Source organism: Gibbsiella dentisursi (assembly GCF_039539505.1).
Classification (GTDB): domain Bacteria; phylum Pseudomonadota; class Gammaproteobacteria; order Enterobacterales; family Enterobacteriaceae; genus Gibbsiella; species Gibbsiella quercinecans.
This window is the reverse complement of sequence record NZ_BAABDG010000003.1, coordinates 278,754-297,655: the sequence shown is the minus strand read 5'-3', so window position 1 is coordinate 297,655 and position 18,902 is coordinate 278,754. Positions and strand designations below refer to the sequence as shown.

The following is an 18,902-nucleotide window of genomic DNA, read 5'->3' as shown; positions in this document are numbered from 1 at the left end:
TGTTGCAGTGCCTCGGGTTCAAACATTTCCCGACTGGCCGATGTGCGAAATAATGACGAGAAATGTTTCCGCAAATCTACTTCCTTGACTATGTCTATCATTTACTTTTCGGCATTACCTTCAGGAACTTATCAATTTTATTTTTCTCCGTTTTCTCCCCTTGTTCCGGCGCGTATTTAATATCCATATAACGCACGGTTAAGTAAACGGAGTTATGTCCGTCAGCATTAAATGTGACAACAGAATTAATAAAATCATCAGCCTGAAAGTAGAAAAGCTCCACTTTATCCGATGTTGCCTGAAAATCAATAGTTGAAGAAATTTTGTTACCGTCAATATCGGTGAAGTATATTCTATCGTCATCAAAAGAAGCACTGACATTGATAACTTTAGATGATGTATTTGCCACGTTATTTAATGAAAACTGAATAGCGCCACGACGATATTCAGGAACGTCAGGGTTAACAAAGATATAGATAACGCCACTGCCAGAGCTATCCACAACGATAACGAAGTCTTCTACACTGTAAATATGGTCGATATCATAGCTTTGATAGTTAAACTCCTGCTCAGGACCGTTATCAACTCTGAAAGACACCTGTACTTCTGTCTGAATATCAGTGGTGATTTTCACTATATATATCGGAGTGAATTTTTCGCTTTGCTGAAACTCATGCGAGAGTTCTTGTCTTTCAGTTCCGATTAAACGTTCAGTGCCCAAATTGTCTTCAGTTAATTCGATCGTTACACCTTCTGTTTTCGAACTAATATTTAGGGTATGAACCTCATCTAAAGGTGTTGCATCTTCATTCAGGATGCTGATATAGAAAACATTTTGTCCATCAGGAAGAACTCCTGCATTTGTCATGTAATCTTCATTTTTTCCTACGACCAATTTTACATTGTCACTCATAATAAAATCCTTTTGTTAGTGGATGTTCGAATCATTAAATTCTTTAATGTATATATACCCATCGGTCGAGTCCGTCAAGGTGGTGTAAATTCAGTTGTGGCCTTCCGGTCCGGTAATATATCAGTTAAGCGCTGAGTGGTAGCGCCTCGATCACATCGTTTTCAGCGGTCTGCTCTATCTCCGCCATGCTGTGCTGCGGCAGGTAGCGGTTCTGCAACAGCCATTCCTCGTTCTGCTCCGTCAGCACCGCACCCAGAAGCCGGATTATGCTCTCTTCGTTGGGGAAGATACCCACCACGTCGGCACGCCGTTTCACCTCTTTATTCAGACGCTCCAGCGTGTTCGTTGAGTGGATTTTCACCCGGTGCGCTTTCGGGAACCCGAATTAGGCCAGCACGTCTGCTTCCGCCTCGTCCATCATCTCTGTGACTGCTGGGAAGCTCTTTTCCAACTGGGCTCCAACCTCACGCCAGGTGGCATGAGCGTTTTGTTCCTCCGTCTGCACGAACACCTGCTGTATCGCTGCCTTCAGGCCTCTGTGTGAGTCGGAGATAACCAGCTTCACGCCCTCCAGCCCTCGCTCTTTCAGGCTCAGCAGGAAGGCCAGCCAGAACGCTTTCGCTTCTGACTCACCGATGCCCATCCCGATGATTTCCCGGCGTCCGTCTGACGTACGCTATAGAACAGCTTAAATCGCAGGGCTGGGTCAATGCAGCGGTGAGTGACGGTGACTGGGACAATGAAGCGCTTCTGGTCCAGGAATACAGCGATACGAATGCACTGCTGGTAAGGAAGTCGGCACTGACCGGTGGATTTTCGGATGAGGGCAAACTGGTTGCACCGTTGGAATTTCTGGTGACGGGCAATCTGTCAGCATGTACAGAGGTTTTTCAGGCCCATGCCCTCCCGTCAGTCATGATGGCATCGAACCGGATCTCATTACAACCTGAGCAATAGGACAAACATTCTCAACGCATTATTTAGTCTGATCACTACCCATTCCCTGAATGGCAGGTGTCCAGGTCGTGCTTACCTCCTGGTATTGGGGCATGTGTAAAGGGCTGTCGTGACATTTCCTTCTGACGAAAACAAATAAGCCCCGTTTAAGTGAATAATAAGAAATGATGAAAACCTGAAAATGTCGTCAATTTTTCGCTTGCTCAGCCAGGTCCTGCTTCTCATTTTTGATAAAAGTACAAAATCAGATATTTCACATGATTGGTGGTATTTTGTACAAACTCTCTCCCTAAGCTAAATTGATCATTTGCTGCACACCATTACCCCACAAGGCCTAAAGGGGATACGTAGGAAAGTTCTTATAAATCAGAAAGATGATCTGTAATTGTTAAAAGCTGAAAATGTAAAATCTTGTTACATTTTTTCGTTTCCGATCGGGAAGGGAACGTTCCTACAATCCCGCCATTGGGTCTTATCCGAAATTTTTCATTTCAGACAAATGCTCAAAAATACAGTGTCGGCATGCTGGTGGATGGAATGCGCCCGCTTTTTAGTTCCGGGATTTTTATTTACGTCGGATGACGCGAACCGGAAAGTTGTTCTGGCAGGGTAATTTTTTCTTATTTATTTCTCACTGGCATTGACCGTTTCTATTACTCCATAGAACAGGGACAGCCATGTCTAATTCTTCCTTTCAGTCCGAAATCCCTAAAGCGCGTATTAATCTGAAATTAGATCTGCATACGGGGGGGGCGAGCAAGAAAACGGAGCTCCCCCTGAAATTGCTGGTGGCGGGCGACTTCAGTAATGGCCAGGAGTCTGCACCACTGTCTGAGCGCAAAAAAGTTGATTTGAATAAAAATAATTTCGACTCAGTGTTGTCCGAATATTCCCCAAACGTCAATCTGACCGTTAAAAACACGCTGGCTGATGACGGCAGCGAAGACAACATCAGCCTGACCTTCCGGAGCATGAAGGATTTCACCCCGGAGCAGGTTTCCAGGCAAATCCCACAGCTGAAGGCAATGCTTTCCATGCGCAACCTGCTTCGCGATTTAAAAGCGAACCTGCTGGACAATCAGGCTTTCCGAAAGGAGCTGGAAAAAATTCTGCTCGACCCGGCGTTAAGCGCAGAGCTCAGAGCCGAACTTTCAGCCCTGGCGCCTAAGCAGCCATAACGGTCACGATGATTTAACGGATTAAAAAGGAAGATGCTGATGTCTGTAAAAAATGAGAATGCGGCTGGTGGCGAAAGCGTGGTGCTGGAACGTCCTGCGGCAGGTGGGGTTTATGCGTCCCTGTTTGAAAAAATCAACCTGAACCCGGTGTCCGAGCTGAGTGCGCTGGATATCTGGCAGGACGCGCAGGCGATGTCGGATGCAACTGCGGATGAACGTTTAACTGCGGGGATGCAGGTGTTCCTGGAGTGTCTGACAAAATCGGGCTCAAAAGTTGAAAAACTCGACAAAAACCTGATTGACCACCATATCGCGGAGCTGGACTACCAGATTAGCCGTCAGCTGGACGCGGTAATGCACAGCGAAGAATTCCAGGCGGTGGAGAGCCTGTGGCGCGGCGTGAAATCCCTGGTCGACAAAACCGATTTTCGCCAGAACGTGAAGGTTGAGCTGCTGGATATGTCCAAAGAAGACCTGCGTCAGGACTTCGAAGACAGCCCGGAAATCATCCAGAGCGGACTGTATAAACATACATATATTGATGAGTACGACACTCCGGGTGGAGAGCCGATTGCTGCGCTGATTTCCGCCTACGAGTTTGATGCCTCCGCGCAGGATGTCGCGCTGCTGCGCAACATCTCTAAAGTGTCTGCTGCAGCCCATATGCCGTTTATCGGTTCTGCCGGCCCGAAATTCTTCCTCAAGGATTCGATGGAGGAAGTGGCGGCCATCAAGGATATCGGTAACTATTTCGATCGCGCTGAATACATCAAGTGGAAATCCTTCCGCGAGACGGACGATTCCCGCTATATCGGTCTGGTGATGCCGCGCGTGCTGGGTCGCCTGCCTTATGGTCCGGACACCGTGCCGGTACGCAGCTTCAACTACGTGGAAGAAGTGAAAGGCCCGGATCACGATAAATACCTGTGGACCAACGCATCCTTCGCCTTTGCATCCAACATGGTTCGTAGCTTCATCAACAACGGCTGGTGTGTACAAATTCGTGGCCCGCAGGCCGGCGGAGCCGTGCAGGACCTGCCAATTCATCTGTACGATCTGGGTACCGGCAATCAGGTGAAGATCCCGTCAGAAGTGATGATCCCGGAAACCCGTGAGTTTGAGTTTGCGAACCTGGGCTTTATTCCATTAAGTTACTATAAAAACAGAGATTATTCCTGCTTCTTCAGCGCTAACTCCACGCAGATGCCGGCCCTGTACGACACTGCAGATGCCACGGCCAACAGCCGTATCAATGCCCGTCTACCATACATTTTCCTGCTGTCGCGTATCGCCCACTACCTGAAGCTGATCCAGCGTGAAAACATCGGCACCACCAAAGACCGTCGTCTGCTGGAGTTAGAACTCAATACCTGGGTACGCAGTCTGGTGACCGAAATGACCGACCCAGGCGACGAACTGCAGGCCTCTCATCCGCTGCGTGATGCGAAAGTTGTGGTGGAAGATATCGAGGATAATCCGGGCTTCTTCCGCGTGAAGCTGTACGCCGTGCCACACTTCCAGGTGGAAGGGATGGACGTCAACCTGTCGCTGGTTTCCCAGATGCCGAAAGCCAAATCCTAAGGCGAGGGGAAATCAGGGATGAAAATTCATCGTCCGTTATGGAATGAAGGGGCGCTTCTGGCCCCTCAGCAGTTCCAGCAGCAGTCTGAATGGGATGCATTTTCCCGGGCCGGTATTGCCGCCCGCGGAAATGCTTTCCCCTGGGGCGTTGGTCGGGTTGAGCTTGATGACGCGATGCTGGCCTCCGGCCGCGTGCAGGCGCAGTCACTTCGTCTCTGGCTCCCGGATGACACACTGGTTGATACCCGATTCAGTGACCTGCCTCCGGAGCCACGTGAAATCGAGGCACCGGCTTCTGCCGGCAATGCCCCGGTGACAGTGTATGTGGCGTTACCGGTGATGCAGGCCGGGATCGTGAATGTGCAGACAGACACGCTACCTGCAGAGCGTCCGCTGCGCTATCGGGAAGCGTGGGAGACAATCGCCGACCGCTTCGGTCAGGAAGAAGAGTCGATGGCGGTGGCCCGGTTTAATCTGGCATTCCGTTTCGGACATGAAGACAACGGCGCCTGGGATACCTGCGCCATTGCCCGTCTGTTACAGGACGGGCAGGGGGGCTGGCGTCAGGATCCTGACTTTATCCCGCCGATGGCGCTCTTCTCGGCAAGTCGTAATCTGTGTGAACGTCTTGCGCTGCTGAATCGCCAGCTGCGCTCCCGCCGTCAGCGTCTGATGTCCATGCGTCGTGAAAGCAACGACAGAATGGCCGATTTTGCGGTCGCTGACGTTTCGCTGTTCTGGTTGCTGAATGCCCTGAACTCGCATGCACGGGTGCTCTCTGAGTATGAGCGCTTCCCTGACAGACATCCTGAGCAGGTCTGGGCCGAGCTGGCGCGTCTTGCCGGCAGTATGCTGACCTTCTCGCTTGAGCACGATCTGGATGCCATTCCGGGATATGACCACCGCGCGCCGGAAAAAACCTTCCCGCCGCTGTTTGACCTCATCAGTGAGCTGCTGGAGGCCAGCCTGCCATCACGAGTGGTCGCGGTCAGGATGGATCGTCTGGATCCGGAAACCTGGAAAGCGGTACTGCATGATATTCGTCTGCGCGATGAAGCGGATTTTTACCTTTCCGTACGAGCCAGTCAGCCAGCATGGCAGATTGCTGAACGGTTCGCAGAGATGTGTATTGCCGGTGCCCCGGCGAATGTCGGTGAAGTATCCGGCGTGGCCGTCGAGGGAATTGGCCTCATTGCCCTGAGCCGTGTCCCTGCTGCACTGCCGGTGCGTCTGGAGAACCAGTACTTTGTACTGGACATGGAGAGTGATGCGGCCCGCGAAATGCTGGATCAGGGGGTGTGCGTATTCTACGTTCCATCCCTGCTAGGCGAGCTGGAGCTTGAACTGTTTGCGGTGCTGCGCTCATGAATAAGGTTATCGACATTGATGCCCTGATGGCGGAGACCTGGCTAACCGTGGCGCAATTGCGTCACGGTGGGCAGGTGACAGATGGCCCTGCGCTGTATGCGGCCTGCAAAGCGCAGGTGGAAAGCGTGCGCGAGGCGCTGGAGCGCGCCGGGCTGGGTGCTGAAAGTATTGATCACATCACTTATGCCCAGTGCGCCCTGCTGGACGAAACCGTCATGAATCGTAAACCCGTGGCTCAGCAAGTGGAAAATGCGCAAGCGGCAGTATCCGGCGACAGTGCCCCCGATGCGCTGAATATGACCCTTGATGCCGGGCAACGCGCCTGGCGTTCTGCGCCACTGCAGGCGGTTTACTTCGGCTCCCTGAGAGCGGGAGGAGCCTTGTATGATCGTATCGCGGAAGTGCTGCGCCAGCCCGCGCCGGAGCCTGCGGTGCTGACCTGCTACCAGCGGGTGCTGGCGCTGGGGTTTCAGGGGCAATACAGCCTCTCCGGGGTGGGACAGTCACAGCGCGATGAAGTGATCGCTGCCCTGAATGAGCGAGTGCCACCGCTGGAAAGCGGGGCATCACTGGTGGTTCAGAAGACCGGTCGCCGTCGTTACAATCTGCTGCGGTCCGTCTGGTTCTGGATTGTGCTGGCGGTGATCCTGACCGGTGCGGTGTGGCTGGGCGGTCATTTGTGGTTGCAGGATCTGCTGCGCCAGCAACTGCCGGAGCAGCCCTGATGCGTGGAAAAACCCTGGTCCGGGCGGCCCTGCCGGTAGTGCTCTGCCTTGCCGCCGTGCTGTGGCTGGTATGGGGATTCCTGACCTGGCCGGTTGCCGGGAAAGCCTTCCTGACTCTGGTAGCCTTGCTGGTTGCGGGCATGCTTGCCCGTCGCCGTTACCGTCAACAGCGACCGGTACAGCTGGCTGATGAGGCCGGAATTTTCCCGCCCGACAGCCATACCGGACCGGTGGTGCTGGTCTGCGGTGATGTGGATGATGCCATGTTTGCGGGAGGCCCGTGCCGGGGCACGACGCAGGGCTGGTATCTCCGGGTTGCCGAACTGACCGGACTCACGCCTTTTGCAGAGCGTCTGCTGGCCCTCACGCCGACGATGGCAGGCCAGCTCACCGTGATGTACCGCTGTCTGCCGGACCAGCATGAGGATGAGGCGTTGTTACGCGCCTCCCTGAAAGCGCTGCGTCTGCAGATGAAGCCGTTACGGGACCTGACCGGCTATAGCGTGCCGGTGGTCCTGAACACCGAATTCAGCGGTCCGGACACGCCCTGGATAGTGGTACGGGGAAATACGGCCCTGGTGTGTCCGGAAGATGAACCTGCCGTCACCCTCAGTGAATGGCAGCAGTCCCCACAAACGGCCTTTATTCAGCCCTACCTGACCCAGGCGACATCGCTGCTTCACACCTTGATGCTGGATGAACTGGGCAAAGCGGACAGGCTGTGTCCGGCCGTACGCCCTTTTGCTGTCACCCTGCGTCTTGGCGCGGTATCCACCTCGACAGCCGCGCTGTGGCCACAGTTATTGTTCCGCCAGACCCGCATTGCGCCTGCCGGTCGCGTCACTGCCTGTGAACCCCGCTGGCATTTTGCTGATGCGGTCCTCCCGCTGCTGGCCCCTTACACCACCCCATTGCAGGGCGGTAAAACCGGGCGTCGGGTGGTGATGGTAATGCTGCTATGCGCCCTCAGTGCTATTGCCCTGTCCGTGCGGCATAACCAGGCGCTTATCCGCAAAGTCAGCACCGACCTTCAGCGCTGGCAGGCTATCCCGATGAACCACTATTCCCCGAAAGCGCAGGCCCTGCATGCCCTGCAGCAGGATGCATTGTTGCTGGAGCGCTGGCAGCGTCAGGGAGAGCCATATCGCTTCGGGCTCGGGCTGTATCCGGGCAACCGTCTGTGGCTGGCCGTGCAGCAGGCCATTGATACGTATGTTCCTCCGCCGCCATCGCCAAAACCGAAGCTAAAGCCGGTACCGAAAATTGTCCGTCTCGACAGTATGTCGCTGTTTGACTCCGGCAAAGCGGTGCTGAAAACCGGCTCGACCAAAATGCTGGTCAATTCTCTGGTCGGCATTAAGGCCAAACCGGGCTGGCTGATTGTGGTCGCGGGTCATACAGACAATACAGGTAACGCACAGCTGAACCAGACGCTGTCACAGAAACGTGCCGAGGCGGTACGTGACTGGATGCGTGACACCGGTGACGTGCCGGAAAGCTGTTTTGCGGTGCAGGGCTATGGCGCAAGCCGTCCGATCGCAACCAATGACACCCCGGAGGGCCGTGCGCTCAACCGCCGTGTCGAAATCAGTCTGGTACCGCAGGCGAACGCCTGTCAGATACCGGGCCACACCCAGGCGTCATCGCAGGATGATGGCGCATCACAACACAATGGAGACTAATTCCATGGCAATTCCTGTTTATCTTTGGCTGAAAGACGACGGCGGCGCGGACATCAAAGGGTCTGTGGACGTTCAGGATCGTGACGGCAGCATCGAAGTGGTTGCACAGCAGCATGATCTGTACATCCCGACCGACAACAACACCGGCAAGCTGACCGGTACCCGTATCCACACCCCGTTCAAGTTCACCAAGGAAATCGACTCCTCCAGCCCGTATCTGTACAAGGCGGTGACCACCGGTCAGACCCTCAAATCTGCGGAATTCAAGTGGTACAAAATCAACGATGCGGGTCAGGAAGTGGAGTACTTCAACACGAAGCTTGAGAACGTGAAGGTGGTGAAGGTGAATCCGGTGATGCACGACATCAAGGATCCTTCTTTTGAGAAGCACAACCATCTGGAGCAGATTGAGCTGCGCTACGAAAAAATCACCTGGACCTACAAAGACGGCAACATCATTCATTCCGATTCCTGGAACGAACGCGCCACCGCGTAAGTCACGAGCGGGCAGAGTTTCTCTGTCCGCTTTTTTTGCTTTTGCTGAGCGTCTGCTCCTGCGGGCGTTCAGCAAAAACATCATATCCCGGAAACAGACCTTATGGGCCTCGGTAGCGGCCAGGGGCGGTAGCGTGCCTGAACGGTCCTCAACAGTGAGCAAGCAAACATGGAAAACCCGGCAATCCTCCTTCGACGTCTCAACCCTTACTGCGCCCGCGCGATGGAAGGGGCAGCCTCCCTGTGTCAGACCCGCGCCCATGCAGAAATTTTGCCTGAGCACTGGCTGCTGAAACTGCTGGAGCAGGGTGAAGGTGACCTGACGGTGCTGGCCCGCCGCTACGAGTGGGACATGGACGCCATCTGGCAGGATTTGCTGGGCTGGCTCGATAAACAGCCGCGTTCGGTACGACACCGTCCGCAGCTGTCTGATACCATTCAGTCTCTTCTACAGGAAGCCTGGCTGATTGCTTCTCTTAACGGCGAGGAACAAATTCGCAGCATCCATCTGCTGATGGCGCTGGTTGAGAAACAGAAACTGGTTCGCTGTGACGGGCTGTGGCCGCTGCTGACGCTGGGCCAGAGCCAGCTGGAGCGTCTGCGTCCGCTGCTCGACGCACAGTCGGACGAACGTCCGGACGTGCAGAAGGAAGCAGAGCTGGCGAAGAGCCACGGTGGTGAGGTGGAGTTTGTTGGCCGTCTGGTGGGGGCAGAACTGAAAGAGGGGGAACTGACCCCCGCGCTGCAAAATGCGCTGGATAAATTTACGCTCGACGTCACCGCCAAAGCGAAAGAGGGCAGGATTGACCCGGTTTTTGGTCGTGATACTGAAATCCGCCAGATGGTGGACATTCTCTCGCGCCGTCGCAAGAACAACCCGATTCTGGTGGGTGAACCAGGCGTCGGCAAAACGGCGCTGGTGGAAGGTCTGGCTTTACGTATCGCTGAAGGCAACGTTCCGGAAAGCCTGAAACCGGTTATTCTGCGCACTCTCGACCTCGGCCTGTTGCAGGCCGGTGCGGGCGTGAAAGGCGAGTTCGAACAGCGGCTGAAAAACGTCATCGATGCGGTGCAGCAATCACCATCCCCGGTCCTGCTATTTATTGATGAAGCCCACACCATCATTGGCGCGGGTAACCAGGCGGGCGGAGCCGATGCGGCCAACCTGTTGAAACCTGCGCTGGCGCGAGGCGAACTTCGTACTATCGCCGCCACCACCTGGTCTGAATATAAACAATATTTTGAGCGCGATGCTGCCCTGGAGCGTCGCTTCCAGATGGTGAAGGTGGACGAGCCGGACGATGAGACGGCGTGCCTGATGCTGCGCGGTCTCAAATCCCGTTACGCCGAACACCATAACGTGCATATCACCGACGATGCGGTCCGTGCCGCGGTTACGCTGTCCCGTCGCTACCTGACCGGCCGCCAGCTGCCGGACAAGGCTGTTGATTTGCTGGATACCGCCGCCGCGCGCGTGCGCATGAGTCTTGATACCGTGCCGGAAGCCATTGTACGCCTGAAATCCCGTCTGATAGCACTTGGGATGGAAACACAGGACTTGCTGGAGGACATTGCCGCAGGAGCATCGTCACACGGTGACCGGCTGGCAGTCATTGACACGTTGCGTACGGAGCTTGAATCGGAGCTGAAAACGCAGGAAGCCCTTCTTGAGGTAGAGCGCCAGCTGGTCGGGGAGCTGATAGCCTGCCGTCAGGACATCAGTCGTCAGGCAGATATTCACACCCTGCAGCAACAGCTGGATTTTCTTCAGCAGGACGGTGCACTTATCCGGCCGGATGTGGATATCCGTATGGTTGCCAACGTGATTGCCGACTGGACGGGCGTTCCGCTCTCCTCCCTGATGAAAGATGAACAGACCGAACTGCTGACACTCGAAAACGAAATCGGCAAGCGCGTGGTCGGGCAGGACGTGGCGCTGACCGCCATCGCCCGGCGCCTGCGTGCGGCAAAAACGGGTCTCACGTCCGAGAATGGTCCGCAGGGCGTGTTCCTGCTGGTTGGTCCGAGTGGCACCGGTAAGACCGAAACCGCACTGGCGCTGGCGGACGTGCTGTACGGCGGTGAGAAATCCCTCATCACCATCAACCTGTCCGAATACCAGGAGCCGCACACGGTGTCGCAGCTGAAAGGCTCGCCTCCGGGTTACGTGGGTTACGGTCAGGGCGGCATTCTCACCGAAGCGGTACGTAAGCGCCCGTATAGCGTGGTGCTGCTTGATGAAGTGGAAAAGGCGCACCGCGACGTGATGAACCTGTTCTACCAGGTGTTCGACCGGGGCTTTATGCGCGACGGCGAAGGGCGTGAAATCGACTTCCGCAACACCGTCATCCTGATGACCTCCAACCTCGGCAGCGATCACCTGATGCAGTTGCTGGACGAACAACCAGAATCCACCGAAGGCGATCTGCACGAACTGCTGCGCCCGATATTGCGCGACCACTTCCAGCCGGCGCTGCTCGCCCGCTTCCAGACCGTGATTTACCGTCCGCTGGCCGAAGCGGCGATGCGCACCATCGTGGAGATGAAGCTGTCACAGGTCAGCAAGCGCCTGAACTGTCACTACGGCCTGACCACGCATATTGATGGCAGCCTGTATGACGCGCTGACCGCCGCCTGCCTGTTGCCGGACACCGGTGCGCGCAATGTCGACAGCCTGCTCAACCAGCAAATCCTGCCGGTGCTGAGCCAGCAACTGCTGACCCACATGGCCGCGAAACAGAAACCGGACTCCCTGACGCTCTGCTGGAATGACGAAGAGGGGATAGTGCTTGAATTTGATGCCACGGACACTACAGGAGAGGCTTGATGATGGAGAACCCGAGCAGTCTAGCAAAGAAGAAAACAGACGAAGTGCTGGGGCTGTCCCGTTATCGTGTGGATATCCATGACTGTTCACACTTTCTGGACGTGCTGCGTTTTCGCGCCAGTGAAACGCTGAGCCAGCCGTGGCACTACGATGTCACCTTCACCTGTGCGGCGAGCATTGCCAGCAATGAGATGATGCTGAAACCGGCATCCTTCACCTTTCAGACGCCATTGTTTGATGGCACGCCGGCTGCGCCGGTGCGCACGGTATACGGCGTGGTGGATACATTCCGTCGGATCTCTGGCTCAGGGGATGAAATCACCTACGCCCTGCGACTCGTGCCGCGTATTGCCCTGATGCAGCATACCGAGCGATGCGCGGTATATCTCAATCAGTCCGTACCGGAAGTGGTGGAGCAAATCCTGCGTTCCCATGGGCTGGAAGGAGCGGATTTTGAATTTCGTCTGTCTCAGACCTATCCGGCCCGGGAGCTCATCACCCAGTGGCGTGAGACAGATCTGGCCTTTGTTCAGCGCCTGCTGGCTGAAGTCGGCATTTTCTGGCGCTTTGAAATGGACGGCCGCATTGAACAGGATGTGGTAATTTTCCAGGACAGCCAGATGCAGTATCAGTTTGGCGTGAAGCTGCCTGTTATCCCGCCGTCACGCACGAGTGATAACGGCCAGGAGAGCGTCTGGGATATTCGGCCGACAGACCGCGTGGTCACCGGTAGTGTGGCTAGCCGCGACTATAACTACCGTGATGCACTGACCCCACAGGACAGTTCGGTGACGGTTCGTCAGGAGAGTGGGGCCACCATCGGTGAGGTGTATCACTATGCTGAGCCGTTCCTGAACGAAGGCGATACGGAAACCCCTGAAGGCGGTGCCTGGTATGCCCGTCTGCGTCATGAACGCTACCTGAATGCTCAGCAGACTGTCACGGGACGTGCCAGTAGCCCGGTTCTGGCCCCGGGCGAAGTCCTGGAGCCACAGGGCAGTGGTTTGCCCGATTCGCTGAAAGACGGCATCGTCATCACCGGGGTTCACACCTCTGGTGCACGCGATAAGGGCTTCCAGTTGCGCTTCACGGGTATTCCGTACAGTGAAACGGTCTGCTACCGCCCGGCACTGCTGAACCGCCCGGTGATGGCCGGCTCCCTGCCTGCCCGGGTGGAAAGCGATGAGAAGCATGACACCTATGCGTACCTCGACAATCAGGGGCGTTACCGCGTCCGGCTCGATTTTGACCGCAACAGCACGGAACAGGGCTATGCCTACCTCTGGCTGCGTATGGCGAAACCGTACGCCGGGGATACCTTCGGCTTCCACTCCCCGCTGCTTGATGGCACTGAAGTTTCGGTGATGTTCGACGGTGGTGACCCTGACCGTCCGTACATTGCCCACGCGCAGCACGATTCCGAACACCCTGACCACGTCACCCGCGACAACCACACACGCAACATCTGGCGTACGGCCGGAGACAATAAATTCCGCCTGGAAGACAAGCGTCAGGAAGAGCATTTCAAGCTCGCGACGCCGTTTGGTAAGACGCAACTCAACGGCGGCCACGTCGTGGACAGTGAGCGTGAGCTCCGCGGCACCGGATTTGAATTGCGTACCGATGAGTACGGGGCGCTGCGCGCCGGGCGGGGGATGTTCCTGACCGCCGATTCGCAGCCGGCGGCGCAGGGCAAAGTACTGGACATGGCGCCGGCCATTGAGCGCCTGAACCAGTCAGTTGCAGGAATGAAGCGGCTCAATCTTCTCGCGCAGCAGGCTCAGGCACTCACCTGTGACCTCGAAAGCCAGAACAGCCTGCTGGAACACCGTCTCAAAGACCTCCAGTCTGCGGCACTGCTGGGCAGCGCACCGCAGGGCGTGGCGTTCACGTCGGGTGAGCATCTTCAGATGACCAGTAAGCAGAACACCATCCTGAGTGCAGGTCAGCATCTGGATATGGGAGCAATGAAGAACATCACGCTGGCTGCCAGTGAGTCTGTCGGGCTGTTTGCTCATCAGTCCGGGGCGAAGATGATTGCTAATCAGGGTGATGTTGAGATCCGCGCTGAAGCGAGTTCGATGGAGATGACATCTGAGCTGCTGTTTACCATCAGCAGTAACAAGGATGAACTGCTCATCAGTGCGCCTAAACTGCGACTTAACGGCGGCGGCTCCAGTATCACGCTGGACAACGGCGGCATTCTGGAAGAAACCCCGGGGGATTACCTGGTCAAATCCGCGCATTACCGCTCACCGATGGCGGGTGGCAGCATGGATATTACGCCGCCCAGGTTTAGCCAGACAAACGCCAGCGTGACGCCGCCCAAAACACGTAATATCCCTTCACGTTAAGGATAACCGGAATGAAAATCTGTTTTCCTGCCCGAAAAGCGAATGGCGAGCAGTACGCTACCGTGGATGAAATGATGCAGCCGCTCTGTCAGGAGCCACACGGCTCCTGGCTGGCCGGAACGAATAACATGTGGCACGGCGGGATCCACATTACCCGTAAGAGCGCCCCGGGCTCAGTCCTGACAAAGGAGACGGCCGACACGGCGGTGCCGCTTCAGTTTATGGCGGGCGGCGAAGTGGTGGCCTGGCGCATTAATCAGGACTATCTGACCGGTAAATACATCAATAACCCGCTGCAGTATTCCAGTACGTTTGTGCTGGTCAAATCTACCTGTACCCCCGATCCCGAAAAAAAGGACAACAGCCTCGATTTTTACTCGCTGTATATCGGGCTTGCTCCGCTGTCTGCCTTTCCGGAGCACAAGCTGTATCAGGTTACTGATAAGGGGGACGGGCTGAGTCAGCGTGAATATACCGGCAAAGAAAAAGACGGAGATAAGGCTCCGGTTGCGAAGAAGAATAAACTAAAAACGGGTGACAGCGTCATTGTGTTGCGGGAGACCACCTTCGACCTGGAGGGTCAGACGCAGACGTTTGGGCTTGCCCGGGCGCTGAACAGCAAATCCGAAATGACCGGCAATGCGTTCTGGATGTCTCTTGACACGCAATATGTGACACCTGCCGGTGAGCAGATGGCGCACCTGCCAGCCTGGATGCAGCAGGCAGTTGCACAGGGGGCATTTGATACTGTCGTCAAACCGGCAACGAAACTCGAAGTGGCGGCAGGTGATGCCGTGGGTTACCTGGCGGAAGACATTGCCCCTTGTGACAAACACGGTGTGGAGAAAAGTGCTTTTGTACATATTGAAGTGCTCAGTACCGACAGCCGGATGATCGATTTTCTGAGCAATAAGGCCCAGGTGAAGAGCGGCCCGAAATACGTTCATATCCACCCGGAGAGTTCTGTCTATGCCCGTTCCGGGGATACCTTCACCAAAACTGAAGGTAAGGTGAAGAAAGATATTCACAAAATCATGCCGCAGGACAAATGCCATCCGTTCACCGACAGCAGCGGTCAGCGCTGGTTTGATATCGGGGACGGGGCCTGGGTAAGCGAAGACGATGTCGATGCGGATATCGGCCAGTACGACCTGGATAAACTTGGCTTTAAAGCATTTGAAGAACCGTCCACATCCGATATGACGAAATCCCTGCGTGAGGGGTGGATCAAAGACGGGTTCACCAGAATTGCGGAGTGGGTACGCCCTGAACGCGGTATCCGGGAAAAACAGGTCTCTGACTACTACAAAGCCTTGCTGAGAAAAATGGACAGCGATAACAGTGGTGACCTGTCAGGCGAAGAATTGCGTCACGCGGTTAATTACGCGGAGCTGGATGTCAGGGATATTGCGGCGCGAATGGTGGTGAAGCACGACAGTGAGTGGTTTGGCGGCAGCAGCCATCACCGGTGGAGAACATTTTTAAAGCAGCTAGATCCGCTGTGTATCAGCTATGTCAGAAAGTGGTTTGACGACATGGAATGGATGAGCAAGGTGGACGGATTCAGCAGTGGTAAGTCTGTCTGGCATATGCATCCAGTGGTGTTTTTAAGTTCAATCAATGCCCTTAGTCTTCCAAAAACTCCAGTTAATGGTGAGTTGGTGCCGTTGGATTTCGTTAATTTTTATAATGGCGAGGTTATTGATGAATCAGATTACGAATTAGCGGCAAATAAATTGAGATGCGAAGTTGCTGCAATAAAAGCGGTAGCTAATACTGAGACAGGTAGTTCTGGTAGCTATTTTAAATTTGAGCAACATGATGATTATGTACCTGCAATTTTATTTGAAAGGCATCACTTCCATAAATATACAGGCGGAAAATATGACTCTCAAGCAGACATCTCCAATAAAAATGCAGGAGGGTATGGTAAAAACTCAGCACAATATCCAAAGCTTTTGAGAGCGTATGTCCTTGATAAGCGCTCAGCGCTAATGGCAACCTCTTGGGGCAAGTTTCAAATTCTTGCGTCAAATTATAAGGCGGCAGGCTATTCGTCACCAGAGGAGTTTGTGAGATCGGTTTCAAAGTCAGAAAAAAATCAATTGGCAGCTTTCGTTAATTTTATTAATTCTGACTCTGTGCTTTTGAAGGCAATCAGAAATAATGATTGGCTGGCTTTTGCTTTGAGATATAATGGACCGAAGCAGAGAGGGTACGATTTAAGAATGAGGGATAATTATGAAAAAAATAAATAGTATCTTGTTAATAAGTGGATTGCTATCCTTGTCTTCGTTCGCATTGGGTGCTGAGACTTATTTTTCATGTTCAACATCGAAGGGCGAACTATCCTTGCAGTCTGATACCGTTCAGTTGGTATATGAGATGAAAAATGCCAGCGGAAATGTGTTTTTATTTTCATCTCCATCTCCATCTTACAGTGATTTTTCATATAATCATTACTCGAGGTTTCAAACTGATTATATGAACGTGGTGTTTACTAAAAATAATTTCAAATATACTATCTTTAGTAATTATGAAGATGGAGATAGCACTAAGGGAATTACCGTCACTAATTTAAAAAACAATAAAGAATATACTTATAAATGTAAAGGGGATGGTGTGGATAAACTTTCTGATTTAACTGGTAAGCTTCAGTGTAATAAAGGTAGCTCTCTTGGGTGTCAGTAACAAGGCTGTTTAATTGATTGAGTGTCAGGATACGATTAATTATATAAATAGCGTGAGCTCAGTTTGGTTCGAAATATATTCATGCGCTAAATAATTTTAAATATCAACGTTGTTACTACAAAACTTACTTTGGGAGGCTTCTTTGTTTAGACTTATTTTACTCGTTTCTGTTTTTTATAATATGAGTACTTATGCGGCTAGTGTTATTGATGATCACGATATCTCTAATGTTTCCAAGTGTTGGCGTGAATGGAGTGAATACAATGCGGATTTTAGTGTGGCACACTCTTGTCTGAAACAAGAGTATAAACTATCAGATGCAAGATTGAATAAAGTTTATGGCGATGTTAGTCGTTACATTGAGCAAGTTCCAAGGACTGGGGTTGAAGAAAAGGTGGATGTGGAACAACTCAATATACTTAAAGACTCGCAACGCGCGTGGATAAAATTTCGCGACAAAGAATGTGCTCTTATTCTGTCCAATGAAGACACTCCGAACTTAAGTGATCCGCATTCGGATGCCACTTGGTTATCATGCATGATAATACAAACAAATACACGAGTGAGACAATTGCAAATTTATTTGAATCATGATGATTATTACCCAAATCCGCTAAGTAGAGGGTAAGTTACCTTAATGTTGTAATTGTATTACCCCACGATTATTTATTTTTAGATAAGGGAGTGTTATGAAAGGAATAATCCGTCTCGGCGACAAAACTACTCACGGTGGAGCAGTATTATCCTGCTCAACGACCATGTTCTTTGGCGATATCGGTGTGGCCCGTAAAGGTGATTGTGTTTCCTGCCCGGAACATGGCGATACCACTATCGTCGAAGGTAACCCAAATTATCGCGATCGAGGTGTTCCTGTGGCTTTCCACGGGCACAAGTGTGGTTGCGGTTGCACGCTTATCAGCTCACTGCCCAATGCTCTGGTGGGGTAAGCGTGCCAGTTGAACTCAAGCGTATTCCCGCGCAGGAGAAACTGCCGCCCCGTCCGCGCTTTAAACGCTGGCTGCTCCTGGGCATTGTGATGCTGCTGGCGGGAGCTGCAGCTACATTTCTGTTCTGGAAGGGCGAGCGCTCCGGTGCTGCGTTCTGGGGGCTGTCAACAGGACTACCTGTCGTGTTGTGGGGCCTTTTGATTGTCGGGCGCTATTTTGGCTACGTGCTGCTCCGTGGGCGTTGTGATGAGAAGAATGCCACGACTGCTGCCCGGTACCGGGCAGACGTAGCGCGCGGGCAGCGATTTGCCTGGCTTATCGGCGAAGTCCTGATTAACGGGCTGGGGTCTGCCAGCCCGATGACACACGAGGCCGTGTTAGCCAAAAAGCCCCTGATGATGCCCTGTGAGCCCGTTAATGGTGGCAATCCGGTTCGTCACCGGGCGCTGGCCGCCACCGGAGAGATGGCTGACCGGGAGGCGCATTATTTTCAGGAGGTAATCGCCCACGTCCAGAATCTGGTGTCGTTGCTCCCGCCGACGCTGACCTGCTATCTGGCGGTGGATACCGGTGAACAGTTTTCGACACTGCCATCGCTCCTGCAAAAAAGCGTGTCCCATCCGCTGGTGCGCATTCGCGACCTGACGGGGCTGGAAATCCTGGACTACTGGCTGGACTGCCATTATGACCGTGCTGCTGCGTTACTGGGGGTCAGCGCTCAGCTTTACGAACATCCGCCAGAGGACAGTGGCGAGGCCATTTCCATGTTACTGCTGACCAACTGCCGCCTGAAGGACATCCCGGATGTGTCGGTCAGGGTTCACCGGCCGCAGATCTGTCGCGATGGCAATCTCGATCGGGCATTTGAGCGCGTCATGATGTGGTCAGGACTGGAAAAAACTGCACTGAAGCAGGCCTGGACCAGCGGCGGCCAGATGGCCTCCGGCGATATCTTCAGCAAGGCCCGGGAGGCACATGCCCCGGGGCTTAAAGCCGATAAAATTACCCATATTGATACGGTTGTCGGGTTTGCGGGCGTTGCCGCTCCCTGGCAGGCGTTACAGCTGGCAGCCCGTCAGTGTTTGAGAGACAGCGAAGCCCAGCTAATTGTTACCGAACTTTCAGAAGACAACCGACAACTCTGTATTGTCACCCCGGAATAACTCTCAAGGGATTGCTCTCCT

The 18,902-nt window shown here is 53.8% G+C and carries 15 protein-coding genes and 1 pseudogene; 14 read left to right on the top strand and 2 right to left on the bottom strand.

Annotated features, from left to right (window positions below; all coding sequences use genetic code 11):
• Positions 1-97 precede the first annotated feature (97 nt).
• Positions 98-913: a hypothetical protein gene (locus ABFX35_RS12050; RefSeq protein WP_346081257.1), complete on the bottom strand. Its 816-nt coding sequence runs from the start codon at positions 911-913 to the stop codon at positions 98-100.
• Positions 914-1,037: 124 nt separating this feature from the next.
• Positions 1,038-1,586 (bottom strand): annotated as a pseudogene (locus ABFX35_RS12045) (transposase); the annotation flags it as partial.
• A 44-nt stretch (positions 1,587-1,630) separates the two neighbouring features.
• Here ABFX35_RS12045 and ABFX35_RS12040 point away from each other — a divergent pair.
• The 14 genes from ABFX35_RS12040 to ABFX35_RS11975 all read left to right on the top strand — a co-directional run bounded on the left by ABFX35_RS12040 (position 1,631) and on the right by ABFX35_RS11975 (position 18,881).
• Complete coding sequence (locus ABFX35_RS12040; RefSeq protein WP_346081255.1) at positions 1,631-1,870, top strand: hypothetical protein; 240 nt, start codon at positions 1,631-1,633, stop codon at positions 1,868-1,870.
• Between the two features lie 677 nt (positions 1,871-2,547).
• Entirely contained in the window at positions 2,548-3,048 is a 501-nt protein-coding gene (gene tssB / locus ABFX35_RS12035; protein ID WP_346081254.1) for a type VI secretion system contractile sheath small subunit, read from the top strand.
• A gap of 33 nt (positions 3,049-3,081) precedes the next feature.
• Entirely contained in the window at positions 3,082-4,629 is a 1,548-nt protein-coding gene (gene tssC / locus ABFX35_RS12030) for a type VI secretion system contractile sheath large subunit (protein WP_346081252.1), read from the top strand.
• An 18-nt stretch (positions 4,630-4,647) separates the two neighbouring features.
• Entirely contained in the window at positions 4,648-5,997 is a 1,350-nt protein-coding gene (gene tssK, locus ABFX35_RS12025; protein ID WP_101700244.1) for a type VI secretion system baseplate subunit TssK, read from the top strand.
• The gene (gene tssL / locus ABFX35_RS12020) at positions 5,994-6,722 is read left to right on the top strand and encodes a type VI secretion system protein TssL, short form (RefSeq protein ID WP_346081249.1); all 729 of its coding nucleotides are present in this window, start codon (positions 5,994-5,996) and stop codon (positions 6,720-6,722) included. The genes tssK and tssL overlap by 4 nt, the downstream gene beginning before the upstream one ends.
• Positions 6,722-8,404, top strand: coding sequence for an OmpA family protein (locus ABFX35_RS12015; protein WP_346081247.1), 1,683 nt, complete (start codon positions 6,722-6,724; stop codon positions 8,402-8,404). The genes tssL and ABFX35_RS12015 overlap by 1 nt, the downstream gene beginning before the upstream one ends.
• Positions 8,405-8,408: 4 nt before the next feature.
• Positions 8,409-8,900: a type VI secretion system effector Hcp gene (hcp, locus tag ABFX35_RS12010; RefSeq protein WP_050861762.1), complete on the top strand. Its 492-nt coding sequence runs from the start codon at positions 8,409-8,411 to the stop codon at positions 8,898-8,900.
• A 168-nt stretch (positions 8,901-9,068) separates the two neighbouring features.
• The gene (tssH, locus tag ABFX35_RS12005) at positions 9,069-11,726 is read left to right on the top strand and encodes a type VI secretion system ATPase TssH (RefSeq protein ID WP_346081245.1); all 2,658 of its coding nucleotides are present in this window, start codon (positions 9,069-9,071) and stop codon (positions 11,724-11,726) included.
• Positions 11,726-14,080: a type VI secretion system Vgr family protein gene (locus ABFX35_RS12000; protein ID WP_346081244.1), complete on the top strand. Its 2,355-nt coding sequence runs from the start codon at positions 11,726-11,728 to the stop codon at positions 14,078-14,080. The genes tssH and ABFX35_RS12000 overlap by 1 nt, the downstream gene beginning before the upstream one ends.
• Before the next feature lie 11 nt (positions 14,081-14,091).
• A complete protein-coding gene (locus tag ABFX35_RS11995; RefSeq protein WP_346081242.1) occupies positions 14,092-16,338 on the top strand; it encodes an N-acetylmuramidase family protein in 2,247 nt (748 codons plus the stop codon).
• Positions 16,322-16,771 (top strand): hypothetical protein, encoded by a 450-nt coding sequence (locus ABFX35_RS11990; protein WP_346081240.1) that lies wholly within the window; start codon positions 16,322-16,324, stop codon positions 16,769-16,771. Before ABFX35_RS11995 ends, ABFX35_RS11990 begins: the two co-directional genes overlap by 17 nt.
• Positions 16,772-16,913: 142 nt before the next feature.
• A complete protein-coding gene (locus ABFX35_RS11985) occupies positions 16,914-17,399 on the top strand; it encodes a lysozyme inhibitor LprI family protein (RefSeq protein ID WP_428832189.1) in 486 nt (161 codons plus the stop codon).
• Between the two features lie 61 nt (positions 17,400-17,460).
• Complete coding sequence (locus ABFX35_RS11980) at positions 17,461-17,718, top strand: PAAR domain-containing protein (RefSeq protein ID WP_346081238.1); 258 nt, start codon at positions 17,461-17,463, stop codon at positions 17,716-17,718.
• Positions 17,719-17,720: 2 nt separating this feature from the next.
• Entirely contained in the window at positions 17,721-18,881 is a 1,161-nt protein-coding gene (locus ABFX35_RS11975; RefSeq protein WP_346081236.1) for a hypothetical protein, read from the top strand.
• Positions 18,882-18,902: the final 21 nt, after the last annotated feature.

Bases quoted from the DNA above. Each gene is read 5' to 3' on its own strand.
- ABFX35_RS12050 (WP_346081257.1), bottom strand. From the start codon at position 913: ATGAGTGACAATGTAAAATTGGTCGTAGGAAAAAATGAAGATTACATG.
- tssB (WP_346081254.1), top strand. From the start codon at position 2,548: ATGTCTAATTCTTCCTTTCAGTCCGAAATCCCTAAAGCGCGTATTAAT.
- tssC (WP_346081252.1), top strand. From the start codon at position 3,082: ATGCTGATGTCTGTAAAAAATGAGAATGCGGCTGGTGGCGAAAGCGTG.
- tssK (WP_101700244.1), top strand. From the start codon at position 4,648: ATGAAAATTCATCGTCCGTTATGGAATGAAGGGGCGCTTCTGGCCCCT.
- tssL (WP_346081249.1), top strand. From the start codon at position 5,994: ATGAATAAGGTTATCGACATTGATGCCCTGATGGCGGAGACCTGGCTA.
- ABFX35_RS12015 (WP_346081247.1), top strand. From the start codon at position 6,722: ATGCGTGGAAAAACCCTGGTCCGGGCGGCCCTGCCGGTAGTGCTCTGC.
- hcp (WP_050861762.1), top strand. From the start codon at position 8,409: ATGGCAATTCCTGTTTATCTTTGGCTGAAAGACGACGGCGGCGCGGAC.
- tssH (WP_346081245.1), top strand. From the start codon at position 9,069: ATGGAAAACCCGGCAATCCTCCTTCGACGTCTCAACCCTTACTGCGCC.
- ABFX35_RS12000 (WP_346081244.1), top strand. From the start codon at position 11,726: ATGATGGAGAACCCGAGCAGTCTAGCAAAGAAGAAAACAGACGAAGTG.
- ABFX35_RS11995 (WP_346081242.1), top strand. From the start codon at position 14,092: ATGAAAATCTGTTTTCCTGCCCGAAAAGCGAATGGCGAGCAGTACGCT.
- ABFX35_RS11990 (WP_346081240.1), top strand. From the start codon at position 16,322: ATGAAAAAAATAAATAGTATCTTGTTAATAAGTGGATTGCTATCCTTG.
- ABFX35_RS11980 (WP_346081238.1), top strand. From the start codon at position 17,461: ATGAAAGGAATAATCCGTCTCGGCGACAAAACTACTCACGGTGGAGCA.